Annotated in this window: 14 protein-coding genes; 6 read left to right on the top strand and 8 right to left on the bottom strand. The window is 66.8% G+C overall.

The features are described 5' to 3' along the window. Window positions 1-61: 61 nt before the first annotated feature. Window positions 62-1,270, top strand: a complete 1,209-nt coding sequence (locus ACUY1T_RS16280; RefSeq protein ID WP_446024575.1) for a benzoate/H(+) symporter BenE family transporter — start codon at window positions 62-64, stop codon at window positions 1,268-1,270. 93 nt (window positions 1,271-1,363) lie between these two features. Continuing rightward, window positions 1,364-3,073 (top strand): hypothetical protein, encoded by a 1,710-nt coding sequence (locus ACUY1T_RS16285; RefSeq protein ID WP_446024577.1) that lies wholly within the window; start codon window positions 1,364-1,366, stop codon window positions 3,071-3,073. Between the two features lie 77 nt (window positions 3,074-3,150). Here ACUY1T_RS16285 and gfa read toward each other — a convergent pair whose 3' ends face one another. The 8 genes from gfa to pqqA form a co-directional block, all read right to left on the bottom strand. Next, window positions 3,151-3,891: an S-(hydroxymethyl)glutathione synthase gene (gene gfa / locus ACUY1T_RS16290; protein ID WP_446024579.1), complete on the bottom strand. Its 741-nt coding sequence runs from the start codon at window positions 3,889-3,891 to the stop codon at window positions 3,151-3,153. Between the two features lie 26 nt (window positions 3,892-3,917). Next, complete coding sequence (locus ACUY1T_RS16295; RefSeq protein WP_446024581.1) at window positions 3,918-5,027, bottom strand: S-(hydroxymethyl)glutathione dehydrogenase/class III alcohol dehydrogenase; 1,110 nt, start codon at window positions 5,025-5,027, stop codon at window positions 3,918-3,920. A 146-nt stretch (window positions 5,028-5,173) separates the two neighbouring features. Further along, window positions 5,174-7,663, bottom strand: coding sequence for an insulinase family protein (locus ACUY1T_RS16300; RefSeq protein WP_446024583.1), 2,490 nt, complete (start codon window positions 7,661-7,663; stop codon window positions 5,174-5,176). Then, window positions 7,660-8,811 (bottom strand): pyrroloquinoline quinone biosynthesis protein PqqE, encoded by a 1,152-nt coding sequence (gene pqqE, locus ACUY1T_RS16305; RefSeq protein ID WP_446024585.1) that lies wholly within the window; start codon window positions 8,809-8,811, stop codon window positions 7,660-7,662. Before pqqE ends, ACUY1T_RS16300 begins: the two co-directional genes overlap by 4 nt. Further along, on the bottom strand, window positions 8,804-9,088 hold the full coding sequence (gene pqqD / locus ACUY1T_RS16310; RefSeq protein ID WP_446024587.1) for a pyrroloquinoline quinone biosynthesis peptide chaperone PqqD: 285 nt from the start codon (window positions 9,086-9,088) through the stop codon (window positions 8,804-8,806). The genes pqqE and pqqD overlap by 8 nt, the downstream gene beginning before the upstream one ends. Continuing rightward, on the bottom strand, window positions 9,088-9,876 hold the full coding sequence (gene pqqC / locus ACUY1T_RS16315) for a pyrroloquinoline-quinone synthase PqqC (protein ID WP_446024589.1): 789 nt from the start codon (window positions 9,874-9,876) through the stop codon (window positions 9,088-9,090). The genes pqqD and pqqC overlap by 1 nt, the downstream gene beginning before the upstream one ends. Before the next feature lie 67 nt (window positions 9,877-9,943). Beyond that, a complete protein-coding gene (gene pqqB / locus ACUY1T_RS16320; protein ID WP_446024591.1) occupies window positions 9,944-10,870 on the bottom strand; it encodes a pyrroloquinoline quinone biosynthesis protein PqqB in 927 nt (308 codons plus the stop codon). Window positions 10,871-10,956: 86 nt separating this feature from the next. Continuing rightward, complete coding sequence (gene pqqA / locus ACUY1T_RS16325; protein ID WP_081786101.1) at window positions 10,957-11,028, bottom strand: pyrroloquinoline quinone precursor peptide PqqA; 72 nt, start codon at window positions 11,026-11,028, stop codon at window positions 10,957-10,959. A gap of 332 nt (window positions 11,029-11,360) precedes the next feature. Here pqqA and ACUY1T_RS16330 point away from each other — a divergent pair, with 332 nt between their 5' ends. From ACUY1T_RS16330 to ACUY1T_RS16345, 4 genes are all read left to right on the top strand, one after another. After that, complete coding sequence (locus ACUY1T_RS16330; RefSeq protein ID WP_446024593.1) at window positions 11,361-13,184, top strand: methanol/ethanol family PQQ-dependent dehydrogenase; 1,824 nt, start codon at window positions 11,361-11,363, stop codon at window positions 13,182-13,184. Window positions 13,185-13,289: 105 nt separating this feature from the next. Next, window positions 13,290-13,811, top strand: coding sequence for a c-type cytochrome (locus ACUY1T_RS16335; RefSeq protein ID WP_446024595.1), 522 nt, complete (start codon window positions 13,290-13,292; stop codon window positions 13,809-13,811). Between the two features lie 42 nt (window positions 13,812-13,853). After that, entirely contained in the window at window positions 13,854-14,696 is an 843-nt protein-coding gene (locus tag ACUY1T_RS16340; RefSeq protein WP_446024597.1) for a quinoprotein dehydrogenase-associated putative ABC transporter substrate-binding protein, read from the top strand. After that, window positions 14,693-15,340, top strand: coding sequence for a hypothetical protein (locus ACUY1T_RS16345; RefSeq protein ID WP_446024599.1), 648 nt, complete (start codon window positions 14,693-14,695; stop codon window positions 15,338-15,340). The genes ACUY1T_RS16340 and ACUY1T_RS16345 overlap by 4 nt, the downstream gene beginning before the upstream one ends. Window positions 15,341-15,387: the final 47 nt, after the last annotated feature.

Consider the following 15,387-nt stretch of genomic DNA (forward strand, 5'->3'; position numbering starts at 1 on the left):
TGAGACCGCGCTGGCTCAGGCCTTTTTTTCTGCTGACTGACAATCGCCAAGGCCATTGACCATGTCGCTACTCAAGGACGCTTCCCTCCCCGCCGTCACCGCCGGTTTCGTCGCGGTGCTGATCTCCTACGCCGGCCCGCTGGCGATCTTCTTCCAGGCCGCGCAGAGCGCGGAGATCTCCCCCCAGATGATGAGCTCCTGGGTGTGGGCCATCTCCATCGGCGCCGCGGTATCGGGCATCGGCCTGAGCCTGTGGCTCAGGGTGCCCGTCGTCACCGCCTGGTCGGCGCCCGGCACGGCGCTGCTGGTCACGCTGTTTCCCGAGCTGTCGTTGAACGAGGCGGTGGGCGCCTATCTCACTGCGGCGCTGATCGTCTTCGCGGTCGGCGTGAGCGGCTCCTTCGACCGCATCGTCACGCTGATCCCGCCCGGCATCGCCGCGGCAATGATGGCCGGCATCCTGTTCCAGTTCGGCGTCGGCGTGTTCACCTCGCTGGAGGAGGCGCCGCTGCTGGCGCTGGGCATGCTCGCCGCCTACCTGGGGTTCAAGCGGCTCTTCCCGCGCTACTTCCTGGTGCTGTTGCTGCTGGTGGGAATCGTGCTCGCAGTGCTGCTGGAGGGCGCCAGCCTGGCGGGCGTGTCGTGGCGGCTGGCGTCGCCCGAGCCTATTCGCCCCGAGTGGACGCTGGGCGCGACCCTGAGCCTGGCCCTGCCGCTGGCGCTGGTCAGCCTCACCGGGCAGTTCCTGCCGGGCATGGCGATCCTGCGCGGCGCCGGTTATGAGGTCCAGGCCCGGCCGATCCTCACCGTGACGAGCCTGGTATCGCTGCCGATGGCGCTGTTCGGCGGCATTACCACGGTGGTGGCGGCCATCACCGCGGCGCTGTGCACCGGCAAGGCGGCCCACCCCGACCCCGCCAAGCGCTATGTGGCCGGCGTGGCCAACGGCGGATTCTACCTGCTCGGGGCGCTGTTCTCGGGCAGCATCGTACTGCTGTTCACTTCGCTACCGGTGACCTTCGTCGCCCTGCTGGCGGGGCTGGCGCTGATCGGCGCCATCGCCGGCAACCTCAGTGCGGCGGCCGCCGAGAAGGAGCATCTCGAGGCCTCGATCATCACCTTCCTGGCCACCGCGTCGGGCATGAGCCTGTTCGGCCTGGGCTCGGCCTTCTGGGGCGTGGTGATCGGCTGCGCGGCGTACCTGGTCCTGCACCGGCCCCTGGCGCTGCCGGTGCGGCGGGCGGCGGCTGCCGCCGAGGAGAAGTCGTGATCGAGCCGAGATTGCCCCGCATGAGAAATTCGGCCAATGTCGAGGCATGACCGCCGTCTATCGGCCTGAAACCTCAGCATGTGCGTGGCGCCTATGCTTGATCGAGCTGCTCCCGAGTTCTCGGCGTGGAACCCCGGCCTCGAGGCCGACCTGCCCAGGCGCTACCGGCCCCTGGAGACCATTCATCGTACGGCCAACGTCTCTTCCGACTTGGCCGAGATTCCCGAACTAAGGGCGCTCACCGGGCTCGAGGAGGAGGAACTGGTCGCGTTCCGCGCCGAGCGCCTGGTGCTGCACGAGCTGATCGTGCGGGTCACCGCCGACATCCTGGTGGCCGAGGGCGAACAGGAGGAGGTGCTGGGGCACAACTTTCGCCGCATCGTGCTCCAGATCCTGGCCGACTACCTCTCTCCCCAACTGCCGGAATTCCAGCAGGCATTCGACCGACTCTGCGCGTCGATACGGGGCAGGGCGGGAGATATCCTGGAAGCGGCCTTCGCCCCCGAACCGGAGACGAGCGACCCTGAGCCCGTCTCCTTGCTGGCTCGTTGGCTGGGCAGGCGGCCCGCCCCGCCGCGGCCGCAGGATCGCCGCTCGTTGGAGGAGCGTCACCACGATGCCATCCAGGCCATCAAGCAGAGGGGGCTGGCGGCCCGGGACGAGCTGGAGCAGGCCGTCTACAAGAGCGCCTACCGGGTGCTGAGTTCGATTGCCGCTGCCCAGGGCCATATCGGGATGGATCGCGAGGTGCTGGCGCGCTTGATCACACGGCATGCCTGCAACGACTACGGCAGCCGCCTGATCGGCCACCTGCTGGCGCCGCACGTCGAGCGGGCCATCGAGCAGGAGGGCTACGACCGGGTGCCTCTTGCCGACGAGCCGATCCTGGTCAGCCTCAAGGGCGCCTCGGCGGCCGGCAAGAGCTCCCTGCGACACCTGCTGAGACATACGCTGCAAGACCTGGGCCTGCCACCGGATCAGTACGGCACCATCACCCCCGATATCTGGCGTCGCCTGCTGCTCGACTACGAGGCATTGGGAGAAGCCTACAAGTATGCCGGTCGCCTGGCGGGCAAGGAGGTCAAGCTGGTCGACGCCAAGCTCGATCGCTACATCCGCGACAAGGCCCAGCGGGATCGCACCATTCCCCATCTGCTGATCGACCGCTTTCGCTTCGACAGCTTCTCATCGGAGACGGTGCCGCGATTGCTGGATGGCACCTATGCCAAGTATGTCTCCACCATGCACATGTACTTCATCATCACCCCGCCGGAGGCCACGGTGGAGCGGGGCTGGCAGCGGGGGCTTGAGCGCGGGCGCTACAAGGCGGTGTCGGACTTCCTGGGGCACTGCGTGGAGGCCTACGACGGCATGCCCAGGGTGTTCTTCAAGTGGCTGGACAGCCCGCAGCCGCGCTTCAAGTACGTGTTTCTCGACAACAGCGTGCCCAGGCATACCCCGCCCGAGGTCATCGCCCACGGCACCCGCGACACGCTCCACATCCTGGCGCCCCTGGGCCTGGTCGACATCGAGCGCTACAAGAAGATCAACACCGCAGCGACGTGCCCGGCGGAGGTCTATCCTGGCGGCGACGTGCTCGCGGTGGCCAACAACTGCACCTTCCTCAAGCAGTGCCTCGCCAAGGTGCCGGAGGTCCGCTTCGTCGATGCCACGAGCGGCAAGACGTACCTGCGCGCCATCTCGGGCCGCTTCACGGTGGAGGATGCCGAGCTGCTGCAGGCCAGGCGCCAGGAGGCGGGGCTCGCCGAGCTGTTTGCTGCGCTGGGGGTGCCTGAGTGTTAAATGCGTAAACACCACGGGCCCGCGCATTGGCGGACCCGAGGCGTACCATGTCGCCTTCTGTTCTGGACAGCCCCTTGTCAAAGCACCCCCTTGGCCTTGGCGGTATGCGTGGCGATGGCGTCCATCAGCGGCGGCGAGAGGCAGTCGTAGGGTGGCAGGCCCAGTTCCTGGAGCCGTGAGCGCACGTTGCTCATGTTGTCAGGGGCGGCGCCGGACTCGATGATCGACGAGACGAAGGCGGCGAACTCGGGGCCGGCCCAGCCCTCGTCGTGGGAGAGTTCGGTGTGGATGAAATCCAGCCCGTGGAAGGGGTGGCCGGTATTCTCGATGCGACCGTACATGTGCACGCCGCATTCGCGGCAGGCGTGACGCTGGATGGCGGCGGCCGGATCGACCACCTCGAGCTTGTCCTCGTTGGCGGTGACCCGGAGCTTGTCGCGAGGTACCACGGCCACCATGGAGAATAGCGCACCTTCGGGCTTCCAGCACTTGGTGCAGCCGCACACGTGGTTATGGGCGCACTGGGCGTCGACCGTCACCTCGACCTGGTTGCTGCTGCAGTGGCAGTAGAGCTTGCCACCGGTAAAGCTGTCGCTGCCGCGCTTGACGCCGTCGTCGACGGCGGGATGAATGTGAACGCTATGGTGGCTCATGGTGGATTGACTCCCCTGTGTTGTCGTTGTCGAGGGGTTCGCCGCGGGGGGCGGCGTACGGGGCGTGCTCTGTGTCGTGGTGGTTCTCTTGCTACTGCCATGCCTGGTCTGTGGCGGAGCGGGCTTGCCGCCGAACCAGCGCTGGATCATGTCCATCAAGCTCATGGTTGCCTCCTTGTCCCTTGGACGCGTCAATACCGAAGCACGGTACGAATGCTCTTGCCCTCGTGCAGCAGCTCGAACGCCTCGTTGATCTTCTCGAACGGCATCTCGTGGGTGATGAACTCGTCGATCTTGATCTCGCCGTCCATGTAGCGCTGCACGTAGCCGGGCAGCTCGCTGCGCCCCTTCACCCCGCCGAACGCCGAGCCGCGCCACACCCGGCCCGTCACCAGCTGGAACGGCCGCGTCGAGATCTCTTCGCCGGCCCCGGCCACGCCGATGATCACCGACTCGCCCCAGCCCTTGTGGCAGCACTCCAGCGCCGAGCGCATCACGTTGACGTTGCCGATGCACTCGAAGGAGTAGTCGACCCCACCGTCGGTCAGGTCGACGATCACCTGCTGGATCGGGTCCGAGTGGTCCTTGGGATTGACGAAGTCGGTGGCACCGAACTGGCGCGCCAGCTCGAACTTGTCCGGGTTGACGTCGATGGCGATGATGCGGCTGGCCTTGGCCATCTGCGCGCCCTGGATCACCGCCAGGCCGATGGCACCCAGGCCGAACACGGCGACGGTGGAGCCCGGCTCGACCTTGGCGGTGTTGAGCACCGCGCCGATGCCGGTGGTCACGCCGCAGCCGAGCAGGCAGATCTTGTCCAGCGGCGCCTCCTGGGAGACCTTGGCCAGGGAGACCTCGGGCAGCACGGTGTACTCGCTGAAGGTCGAGCAGCCCATGTAGTGGTGCAGCATCTGGCCGTCGAGCGAGAAGCGCGAGGTGCCGTCGGGCATCAGGCCCTGGCCCTGGGTGGCACGTACCGCCTGGCACAGGTTGGTCTTGCCCGAACGGCAGAACTTGCACTGGCCGCACTCGGCGGTATAGAGCGGGATGACGTGATCGCCGGGCTGGACGCTGGTGACCCCTTCGCCCACCGCCTCGACGATGCCGGCGCCCTCATGGCCCAGCACCGAGGGGAACAGCCCTTCCGGGTCGGCACCGGAGAGGGTGAAGGCGTCGGTGTGGCAGACGCTGGTCGCGGCGATGCGCACCAAGACTTCCCCGGCCTTGGGGTCCTGGACATCGATTTCGGTGAGCTCGAGGGGTTTGCCTGCAGCCATGGCAACGGCGGCGCGTGATTTCATGGCAGGTCTCCCTGGGTTGTTGTCGTAGGGCCGCGTTAGGCCGTGAAAGGGTCGACGCTGATGACAGTCTAGGTGAGCCGGGGCAAACGGATTGTGACGTGGTGACACAACAGAGTTGCGTACGGGCAACATTGCCGCGGCGTGGGCTACGCGTCTGCTCCGCTCGGGCGGTGAAGCCACCAGCGCATTGCCAGGCGACCCACGGCGAGATCCTTCGCCAGGCAGAGGAGATCGTCGCAGTGCAGCGATGCCAGTGCCTGCTCCTCGGCCTCCCACGGCAGCGGCTGCCAGGGCGAGATGTCGCTAACCGTCGCTGCCTGGCGGCGCAGTGCCTGCCATAGGCGGGCCGTGGCCTCGGCGTGAGTCTCGGGGCGGCCGGCGTGGCTGAGCAAGCCATGCCGGCGGTGTGTCATCTCCGCTGGGGAGAGTTTTGCCAGCGCTTCGCCCTGCCGGGTGAGGAAGTCGAGGATGACCTGGCGTAGTGTGCCTGCCTCGGTGCCGGGAGACTGGATTACGTAGCCCAGTCGCGGGAAGCCCGACGACTCGCGATAGCGCACCGCCGCTACATAGCCCAGGCCGCGGCGCTGGCGCATTTCGTGATGAAAGGCGGCATCGTGGCACTGGGCCAGCAACCGCAGCAGCCAGCGGCTGCGGGGGGTGTCGTCGGGGCCGACGATCTCCAGCATGGCGGCATGGTCGCTGCCTTGAGAAGGCAGCCAGTGCGTATCTTCTTGCGCCTCCTGTGGTGGCTCGTCAGCGGGTACTGGCGCGCTGGCCAGCCGCGCGGCCAGATGCCGGACGAGCGTTTCGGCCGCCTGTGCATCGGCGCTGCCTCCCGCCCATCCCAACAGGCACCTGGGCCCGGCGGCGTGTGCCGCGGGAGGCGGCAGGTTCTCGAGCCGTGCCAGCATGCGCTGGGCCAGCAGCCCCTCGGTTGGGCCTCTCGATGCTAGCGACGCCGTCTCCGGCCAGCAGGCCACGGCCAGTTCTACCAGCGCGTCGAGGCGTTCGGCCGTGCCCGTGGCGATGAGCCAGTCGCCGCGGGCATCGCCCGCGCAGCTCAAGCGCATGCCGTGACTGGCGGCCGCTTGGCGCAGCGGCAGGGTGTTCTGCCGCCACTGGGCCAGGCGCGCGGCCTGCTGCGAGGCTGGCGCGGGCCAGCCCAGGCAGAGACTGGCCGGCGGCGCATCGGGCAGCCGTATCGGGTCGCCGGTCCAGAGCGCAACGCGTTCGTCCTGGTGCAATTGGCGGGGAGTCGGGTCGTCGACGCTCGGGCGGGCCGGGCGGACGGCGAGCGCGGGTGGCGCCCGCCAGGGCAGCGGCACGCTCTCGCTGAGCGGTGGTTGAGCACGCCAGGCGGTGCCGGTTTCCGCCAGTGTCGCCCAGCGTTGCGGGGTGGTGGGCGATTGCCACAGCAGCCGGCATTGCCCGGGAGCGAGCCAGGGCAATAGCGGCTCGGTAGACGCGTCGGCCGGCTGGGGCATGTCCTGGTGGCTGGCTACCAACTGAGCGGCACGTCGACGAGGCCAGGCATCGAGATCCACCGGGGCGGTGGGTAGGAAGGATCGCGGCTCGGCAAGCGTCCGCTCCAGCGCGCTGCGACAGGCGGTCAGCATTGCCTGTACCGCCTCCAGGTCGGGCGCTGGTGAGAGGCGTAGAACCAGGGCGCGGCCCATTCCCTCGGGGGAGAGCGTCACCTCCAGCCGGTCGAGTTCGACGGCAGCCTGTAGAGTGGCAGCGAGGTGGCCGTCGGCCAATCGGGCCGCCACGCTGGCCAGCCAGTCGGCATGCGCGCTCCCTTGCTCCTCGGGCAGAGGCCAGAAGAGTTCGAGGGCCGTGGTGCTGGATCTGGCCTCGGGAGGATGCCAGGCCACGCCCCCCGGCTCGCTCCAGCGCCAGTGACGCACCGGCGGTGCAGGCTCCCGTGCCGGCAGCGTCGCGCCATGGCGGGTGAGCCGTTCCAGTTGCTCCTCGAGCGGCAGCGGTCCCAACATGACCAGTGCCATGCGCTCGGCGTGGTAGTGCTGTCGATGAAAAGCGGAGAGCTGCATGACCAGCCGCTCCGTATCATCGCCCAGAGTCTTGCGGTTACCGGCATGACACAGCCGGGCGGGATGCCCTTCGCGACAGAGCCGGCCGAGTGCTGCCAGCCGGTGTAGGGCGGGGTCGGCCAGCCGGGCCTGGAACTCCGCATCGAGCACCTCTACCTCCTCGGCAATGCGCTCGAGATCGAAGCGTGGTTGGGCCAGCATATCCACCAGACGGGTTAGCCCTTCGTCGGTATCGCCGGGTGGCAGGTGCAGGTGAACATCGGTAACGGTTTCGTCGGTGCGGGCGTTGTAACGCCCACCACGCTCGCCGACCCAGCAGGCCAGTTCGCCTGGGTCGGGAAAGTTTGCCGATCCCAGAAACAGGGCGTGTTCGAGCAGGTGGGCCAGGCCGCGGTAGTCGCCGGGCTCGTCTAGATAGCCCACGCTCACCGCACCGACCAGGCGTTGCAGGCGAGCGCCTGGCACCTCCGCTGCAGCGATTGTCAGGCCGCTTGCCAAGCGGGTCTCATGCAAACGACTACCCGGCGGTAGCCCCGCGCGCCGGGCAGTCTCATCGTCGTTGGGGGCAGTCGTTGGAGCATTCATGTACGGCAGAACACCCGCGATTCGTGCACGTTGCGCAGCGTCAGCGCTTCCATGGAGGGTGCGCTGGCATCGGCCTCGCGGCGGGCGGCCTCGATCAGGTGATGATCCGGCGACAGCGAACAGACGGGGTCGGTGGCCGTGGCGTCGCCGGTCAGCAGGTAGGCCTGGCAGCGGCAGCCGCCGACATCCTTGTGGCGCTCATCGCAGCTGCGGCAAGGCTCGCTCATCCAGGCGTCGCCACGGTAGCGATTGAACGGCTCACTGTCGTACCAGATCTCCCTGAGGCCAAGGTCGCGCACGTTGGGGAAGCTCATCGGCAGCATCCGCGCGCTGTGGCAGGGCAGCACCGCGCCGTCGGGGGCCACGGTCATGAAGATCGAACCCCAGCCACCCATGCACGCCTTGGGACGGTCGCCGTAGTAGTCGGGCACCACGAACAGCAGGCGCATGTCGCGGCCGCGCTCGGCCAGACGTTCGCGCCAGCGGGCAGTGGTGGCTTCGGCGGCCTCGAGCTGCGCCCGGCTCGGTAGCAGCCCCTCGCGATTCAGGTGCGCCCAGCCGTACATCTGGCAGTTGGCCAGCTCCACGGCGTCGGCCCCCAGCTCGTCGCACAGGGCGATGATGTCGTCGAGGCGGTCGATGTTGTGCCGATGCAGCACCACGTTGAGCACCATGGGGTAGCCGGCGGCCTTGACTGCTCGCGCCATGGCCAGCTTCTTGGCGTGGGCCTTGGGCGAGCCGGCCACCGCTGCGGCGACCTCGGGGTCGGAGGCCTGCAGGCTGATCTGGATATGGTCGAGCCCGGCGTCGTGCAGCGCTGCGATGCGCGCCTCGTCGAGCCCCAGCCCGGAGGTGATCAGGTTGGTATAGAAGCCGAGCCGGCGCGCCTCGGCCACCAGCGTCTCGAGGTCCTGGCGCACCAGCGGCTCGCCGCCGGAGAAGCCCATCTGTACCGCCCCCATGGCGCGGGCCTGGGTCAGCACCTCGATCCACTCCTCGGTGGTTAGCTCCTCCTTCACCGCGGCGAAGTCGAGCGGGTTGGAGCAGTAGGCGCACTGCAGCGGGCAGCGATAGGTGAGTTCCGCGAGCAGCCACAGGGGGGCGCCGGTGGCGCCGTTGACGGCGGCGGTATGGGTGCGGTCAGTCATGTTGGATCCACCCTTGTCGGGCGGCATCGAGCAGGAATTCGTGCACGTCCTGTTCGATCGCCGCGGCGGGAGCATCGGGGAACCGGGCCTGCAGGTTCGCTACCACGTTCGCCACGTCGCGCTGGCCGTCGAGCTGGGTGAGGATGGCGCCGGCGCTGTCGTTGAGCTGCACCATGCCCTCCGGATAGAGCAGCACGTGGCGGCCCTGGGCTTCCTCCCACTGCAGGCGCCAGCCGGGGCGCAGGCGATAGATGGTCGCTGACTCGATCGTGGTCATCATAGCCCCCGGTGGTAGACGCGCCGGTCGGTGACGCTGTGGTAGGGCGGCCGCTTGAGCTGGTAGGCCAGGGTCATGGCATCGAGCATCGACCATAGCACATCGAGCTTGAACTGCAGGATTTCCAGGGCGCGCTGCTGGGCAGCGGTGGTGGTGCATACTGCCAGCGCCACCTCCAGGCCGTGGTCAACGTCGCGGCGCGCCTCCTTCAGGCGCTTGCGGAAGTAGCCGTAGCCGGCCTCGTCGATCCAGGGGTAGTGGGTCGGCCAGGTGTCCAGGCGGCTCCTGTGCGCCTCGGGAGCGAACAGCTCGGTGAGCGAGGAGATCGCCGCCTCGCGCCAGTCGGCACGCCGCACGAAGTTGACGTAGGCATCCACTGCGAAGCGCACCCCCGGCAGCACGTGCTCCTGGGCCCACAGCTCGTCGCGGGTCAGCCCCACCGCCTCGCCCAGGGTCAGCCAGGCCTCGATGCCGCCGCCATCATCATCGTGGCCGTCGTGATCGAGCAGGCGCTGGATCCAGCGGCGGCGCGTGGCGGCATCGGGGCAGTTGGCCAGCAGGGCGGCGTCCTTCTGCGGGATGTTGACCTGGTAATAGAAGCGATTGGCCACCCAGCCGCGGATCTGCTCCGGTGTGGCGCGCCCTTCGGCCATGTCGACCTGATAGGGGTGATGGATGTGGTAGTAGGCGCCCTTGGCCAGCAGGGCCTCGCGGAAGGCCTGCGGAGACAGGGCCGGCGCGTCGGCCCCGGTCGCGGAGGCAGCGAAAGGGGATGCGATGGAACTCATGGACGCTTCCTTCCCTTGCGTGGCGTAGGTGATGGTTATTGTTGTGACGTCATTCGCAACCGCCGGTTCATATCTCCAGGCGCATGCCATCGAAGGCGACCTCGATGCCGGCTTCATCCAGTGTGGCTCGCTCGGGCGAGCGCTCATCGAGGATCGGATTGGTGTTGTTGATGTGAATCAGCACACGGCGGGTAGCCGCAGGCAGGCTAGCCAGTTCTTCCAGCAGACCGCCCACGCCCGCCAGCGCCAGGTGACCCATGTCGGCCCCGGTGGCCTGGCCGACGCCGGTGCGGATCAACTCGTCGTCGTGCCACAGGGTGCCGTCGACGAGCACGCAGTCCGCCCGGCGCAGAAAACCACGCACTCGCTCGTCGAGCCGGCCGAGCCCCGGCGCATAGAACAGCCGCGTGACGCGCTCTCGATCTTCGATCAGCAGGCCGATATTGTCACCCGGCGTGGGGGCCCCGCGCCGCGGCGAGTAGGGCGGCGCGTTACTGGTCAACGCCACGGCGGTGAATGTCAGGCCAGGGCAGGCCGGCACCTCGAATTCGGCCTCGAGGTGAGCTTCGTCGATGCCGATGGGCTGCCAGTTCAGGCCACCCCAGTGTTCCAGCATGGTGAACAGCGGGAAGCCGCTGCTCAGGTCCTGATGCACGTTGGGCGTGCACCACACGTCGAAGGGGCAGCCTTCGCGCAGCGACAGCAGGCCGGTGGCGTGATCGATCTGCGCATCCACCAGCAGCACTCCGCCGATGCCGCTGTCGCGCGGGATCCGGCGCGGATGCAGCTCGGGGTTGGCGGCCAGCTGGGTGCGGATGTCGGGCGAGGCATTACACAACAGCCAGTGTTCCCCGTCGCTGCTGATGGCGATCGACGACTGAGTGCGAGGGGTTGCCTCGATGCTGCCTTCGCGCAGGCCGCGGCAGAGGGAACAGTTACAGTTCCACTGGGGAAAGCCGCCGCCTGCGGCCGCACCCAGAACCAGTACATGCATGCAGAGCTCCATGCCGGGGATAAACGAATGCCGGCTGACACCCGTGGGAGGGCGTCAGCCGGCCGATGCTGCTTCCTGGGTTGGGATCAACGGTTGGAGATATATAGCGTGACTTCGAAACCGAGACGGAGATCGGTATAAGCAGGCTTGGTCCACATAGGAGGCCCTCCACGTTGGGTGGATTTCATTGCATGCACTCCCCAGTAAAGCAGCGAATGGTACTCCTGCCTTTCGACCTAAGTCTTAGAACTGGGGGCGAGTGACAAATGTAACGACTTGAAACGCCGGCGTGGTGCGGCTCGGTGGTTAAGAACAAAGATTGTTGCCAAGGGGCAATAGTCTTTTGAGCCAAATGCAGTGCCTAAATCGTCACTGTCGCCCTGTGGTGACGGAAAGTTGTGCTAGACCTTCCAGAGTCAATACCTGAAATACAACTACACAAGATGTGCCGTTTCCCCAGGCACACCTTCAGTGAGACGGAGAAGACGCCATGCTTAGGGAGACCGGTTATGTCGTAGCGGCCATAGGGTTGATGGCCGCATCGGCGGCTCACGCCAACCAGAATCAACTCGAACTCCAGCAGAACCCGGAATATTGGGCGACCCAGCTGGGCAACTATCAAGGCAACCGTTTCAGTGAGCTGGACCAGATCAACCGCGACAACGTGGGCGAGCTTCGCTCGGTCTGGCAGTTCTCTACCGGCGTGCTGCGCGGCCATGAAGGTGGCCCCCTCTACGTCGGCGACGGCCGGCTATACATACACACCCCCTTCCCCAACAAGGTATTCGCCCTTGACCTGGAAGATGAGGGCCGTGTGGTCTGGAGCTACGAGCCGGATCAGGACTCCCGTGTCATACCGGTAATGTGCTGTGACACGGTCAACCGCGGGCTGGCCTATGCCGATGGCCGCCTGTTCCTCGGTCAGGCCGACAATACCCTGATAGCTCTGGATGCCGAGAGCGGCGAGCTGCTGTGGGACGTCAGTAATGGCGACCACACCGTCGGCGAGACCAACACCATGTCGCCGCTGGTAGTGCACGACATGGTCATCGTCGGTGTCAGTGGCGGCGAGTACGGCATTCGCGGCCACATCACCGCCTACGACGTCGAGACCGGCGAGCAGGTCTGGCGCGGCTACTCCACCGGGCCGGACGACGAAGTGCTGATCGATCCCGAGACCACCACCATGCTGGGTGAGCCCATCGGCGAGGCCGACCTCGGGGTCTCCACCTGGCCGGAGGGCGAGTGGGAACGCGGCGGTGGCGCTCCCTGGGGCTGGGTCACCTACGATCCCGATCTCGACCTGATCTATTACGGTACCGGTAACCCCGGCACCTGGAACCCCGAGCAACGCACCAAGGATGGAGAGCCCGCCGATAACAAGTGGGCGATTACGGTGTTCGCCCGCGACCCTAACGACGGATCGGTCAAGTGGGTCTACCAGAAGGTGCCCTTCGACGAGTGGGACTACGACGGGGTCAACGAGAACCAGCTGATCGACGTCGAGTACGAGGGTGAGCAGCGCAAGGGCCTGGCGATCATTGATCGTACCGGCTTCGGCTTCCTGCTCGATCGCGAAACCGGTGAGCTGCTGGTGGCGGAGAAGTTCGCTCCCGAAACCAACTGGGCCGATGACTACGACATGGAGACCGGCCGACCCAACGTCAACGAGGAGTACAGCACCTACCGCCAGGGTGTGAACGTCAACACTACCGATATCTGCCCCACCGCGATGGGCGCCAAGAACATGCAGCCGAGCGCCTACTCGCCGCGCACCGGGCTGATCTATGCCGGCATCAACCGGATCTGCATGAATTACGAGCCCTTCGAAGCCGAGTACGTAGCCGGCCAGCCCTACGTCGGCGCCACCCTGACCATGATGCCGGCGCCGGCGCAGAACGGTGGCATGGAAGGCCGCATGGGCAGCTTCATCGCCTGGGATCCGGTAGCCGGCGAAACCGTGTGGGAAGTGGACGAGCGCTTCGCAGTGTGGAGCGGGGCGTTGGCCACGGCCGGTGACCTGGCGTTCTACGGCACGCTGGAAGGGCACGTGAAAGCGGTCGACATCGAGAACGGCGAGGAGCTGTGGCGCTTCAAGACCCCCTCCGGGATCATCGGTAACGTCAACACCTTCCAGCACGAGGGCAAGCAATACGTGGCGGTGCTCTCCGGCGTCGGCGGGTGGGCCGGCATCGGGCTCGCGGCTGGCCTGGAGAACCCCGAGGACGGACTGGGTGCGGTGAGTGCCTTCTCTGCTCTGGGGGACTACACCAAGCTCGGTGGCGTACTGACGGTATTTGCTCTTCCGGACTGAGCCGGTTGCGTGAACGGGCGAGTATGGCGGCGCCATGCTCGCCCACTCTCATCTTCTCGGCGGCGCCGCTTCCGGCGCGCCCGGAGCTGTAGAAGGAAGTCCTGCATGACGGTATCTGCACGTGCTTATCGCTATTCCCTTCCCACGCTTGTCATCGCCCTGCTGGCACTGCCCGTGGCCGGCCTGGCCGACGAGCATCGCATCACCGGCGAGGGGCCTGGCGCCTTCGTCGTCGAAGAGGGCAAGGTCGACCCCGACACCTACCAGGGGTATATCGCCTATACCCGCTCCTGCATGGCCTGCCATGGTCCCGATGGCCTGGGTTCCTCCTTTGCGCCCAACCTGATCCGTGCGGTCGAGCGCAGGGGCTGGGAGAATTTTGCCGGCACCATCGCCTCCGGGCGTGAGGTGCAGCCTGGCCAGGTGATGCCTTCTTTCGCTGACGACCCCTACGTCATGGGCAACATCCCCAAGATCTTCAGCTACATGCGTGCGCGCGGCGAGGGAGGTCTGGGGCGCGGACGGCCACAGATCATCGAGTCGATGCAGGAGCAGGACGAGGAGAACGACGAACGAGGCAAGACAGAGGCAAAAGACGAGGCCGCCAAGGAAGCGAACGCCGAGTAACGTTGCATCGTTCGCCATGTCCTTTCCGCAAGCGGAGGATGCATGAGAGCAGCCTGTCGTCAGATGACACGAGCCGTGACCCTGGCCCTTGGCCTGGTCACTGTCGGCGTTGCCAACGCCGAACCCCCCGAGCGCCAGGAGCGCGAGACCCTGCGGGTCTGCGCCGATGGCAACAACCTTCCTTTCAGCAACCAGGCCGGCGAAGGCTTCGAGAACCGCATCGCCGAGCTGATGGCCGAAGACATGGGCGTGCCGCTGACCTACGTGTGGGCGCCCCAAGTGATGGGCTTCGTGCGTAATACCCTGGAATTGCGCGTCTGCGACGTGATGATCGGTACCGTGGCCGGCTATGAGTTCGTCCAGAACACCAACGCCTACTACCGTTCGGTCTATGCCCTGGTGGTACCCGAGGACTCTGAACTCGAAGCGACCCGCCTGAGCGATCCGGTCTTCGCCGGGCGGCGCATCGGCGTCGTGGCGGAGACCCCGCCGCTAGTGCCGCTGCGGCGTAGCGGGGCACGGATACAGGGCTACCCCCTGATGGTCGACACCCGGGTGCGCGCACCGGTGCGCGACGCCATCGAGGATGTCGTCAGCGGCCACACGGAGGGTGCCGTGCTGTGGGGGCCGCTGGCTGGCTACTACGCGGCCCGGCAGGACCCACCGCTCAAGGTCATTCCGCTGGTCGACGACGATTCCGGGGCACAGCTCGATTACCGCATCACCATGGGAGTCCGGCGCGGCGAGCCCCATTGGAAGGATTGGATCAACGACTTCATCGACCGCCACCAGGAGGAGATCGACGCCATCCTGACCGAATACGGGGTGCCGCTACTCGACCGGCGTGGCCGATTGCTGGGCGCTGGCGAGGGAGGTGACTCATGAGCCGCGTGAGTCGACTGCCCTCCCAACTGCTGTCGCTGGGATTCGCCATGGGCCTGACGCTGGCCGGTGTGGCCCAGGTCGAGGCCCAGCGTGCGGCGGCAGGGCCACCCGACTGGCCCTGCGTTCAGCGGCTGATTCCCGAACTGGCCTGGGGCACCATGTGGACCGGGCCGCCGCTGGACGAACTGGAGCAGGCCTGGTGGGAGGACGAGGAGGTCGGGCGGGTGGTGCGCTTTGCGACCTCGCGCTCGACCCCGGAGGAGCAGGCGCTGGCGCGGGTGCAAGAGTTCGTCGACTCGGTGGAGGAAGGGGACGCCGAGAATCGGCTGACCCTGCTTTTTTCCGGTCTGTTCGAACTAACCGACCGTGAACGCAGGCGCACCATCGAGGGGATTCGCCGAGCCTCCCGCGCTCAACTGACACGCCTGGAGACGATTTCCGCCATGGTCGACGAGCTGGAGGAACGACGCGCCGACGACGAGGCGGATGAGGCCGAGATCGAGCAACTCTCCGAGTCGCTGTTCTGGGAGCAGCGTACCTTCCAGCAGCGCCAGCAGGCGCTGCCGGCCATGTGCGACCAACCCTATCTGCTGGAGGAGCAGCTGGCGCGGATGGTGCGGATCATCATGGCGCGCATGCCGTAAGCGGGCGGGTGGAGAATAACGGCAATAGCGGCAGCGCAGGCTGCCTG

The sequence above is a fragment of the Billgrantia sp. Q4P2 genome, from assembly GCF_052806135.1.

Coding starts and splice junctions, on each gene's coding strand:
- ACUY1T_RS16280 (WP_446024575.1), top strand. CDS start 62: ATGTCGCTACTCAAGGACGCTTCCCTCCCCGCCGTCACCGCCGGTTTC.
- ACUY1T_RS16285 (WP_446024577.1), top strand. CDS start 1,364: ATGCTTGATCGAGCTGCTCCCGAGTTCTCGGCGTGGAACCCCGGCCTC.
- gfa (WP_446024579.1), bottom strand. CDS start 3,891: ATGAGCTTGATGGACATGATCCAGCGCTGGTTCGGCGGCAAGCCCGCT.
- ACUY1T_RS16295 (WP_446024581.1), bottom strand. CDS start 5,027: ATGAAATCACGCGCCGCCGTTGCCATGGCTGCAGGCAAACCCCTCGAG.
- ACUY1T_RS16300 (WP_446024583.1), bottom strand. CDS start 7,663: ATGAATGCTCCAACGACTGCCCCCAACGACGATGAGACTGCCCGGCGC.
- pqqE (WP_446024585.1), bottom strand. CDS start 8,811: ATGACTGACCGCACCCATACCGCCGCCGTCAACGGCGCCACCGGCGCC.
- pqqD (WP_446024587.1), bottom strand. CDS start 9,088: ATGACCACGATCGAGTCAGCGACCATCTATCGCCTGCGCCCCGGCTGG.
- pqqC (WP_446024589.1), bottom strand. CDS start 9,876: ATGAGTTCCATCGCATCCCCTTTCGCTGCCTCCGCGACCGGGGCCGAC.
- pqqB (WP_446024591.1), bottom strand. CDS start 10,870: ATGCATGTACTGGTTCTGGGTGCGGCCGCAGGCGGCGGCTTTCCCCAG.
- ACUY1T_RS16330 (WP_446024593.1), top strand. CDS start 11,361: ATGCTTAGGGAGACCGGTTATGTCGTAGCGGCCATAGGGTTGATGGCC.
- ACUY1T_RS16335 (WP_446024595.1), top strand. CDS start 13,290: ATGACGGTATCTGCACGTGCTTATCGCTATTCCCTTCCCACGCTTGTC.
- ACUY1T_RS16340 (WP_446024597.1), top strand. CDS start 13,854: ATGAGAGCAGCCTGTCGTCAGATGACACGAGCCGTGACCCTGGCCCTT.
- ACUY1T_RS16345 (WP_446024599.1), top strand. CDS start 14,693: ATGAGCCGCGTGAGTCGACTGCCCTCCCAACTGCTGTCGCTGGGATTC.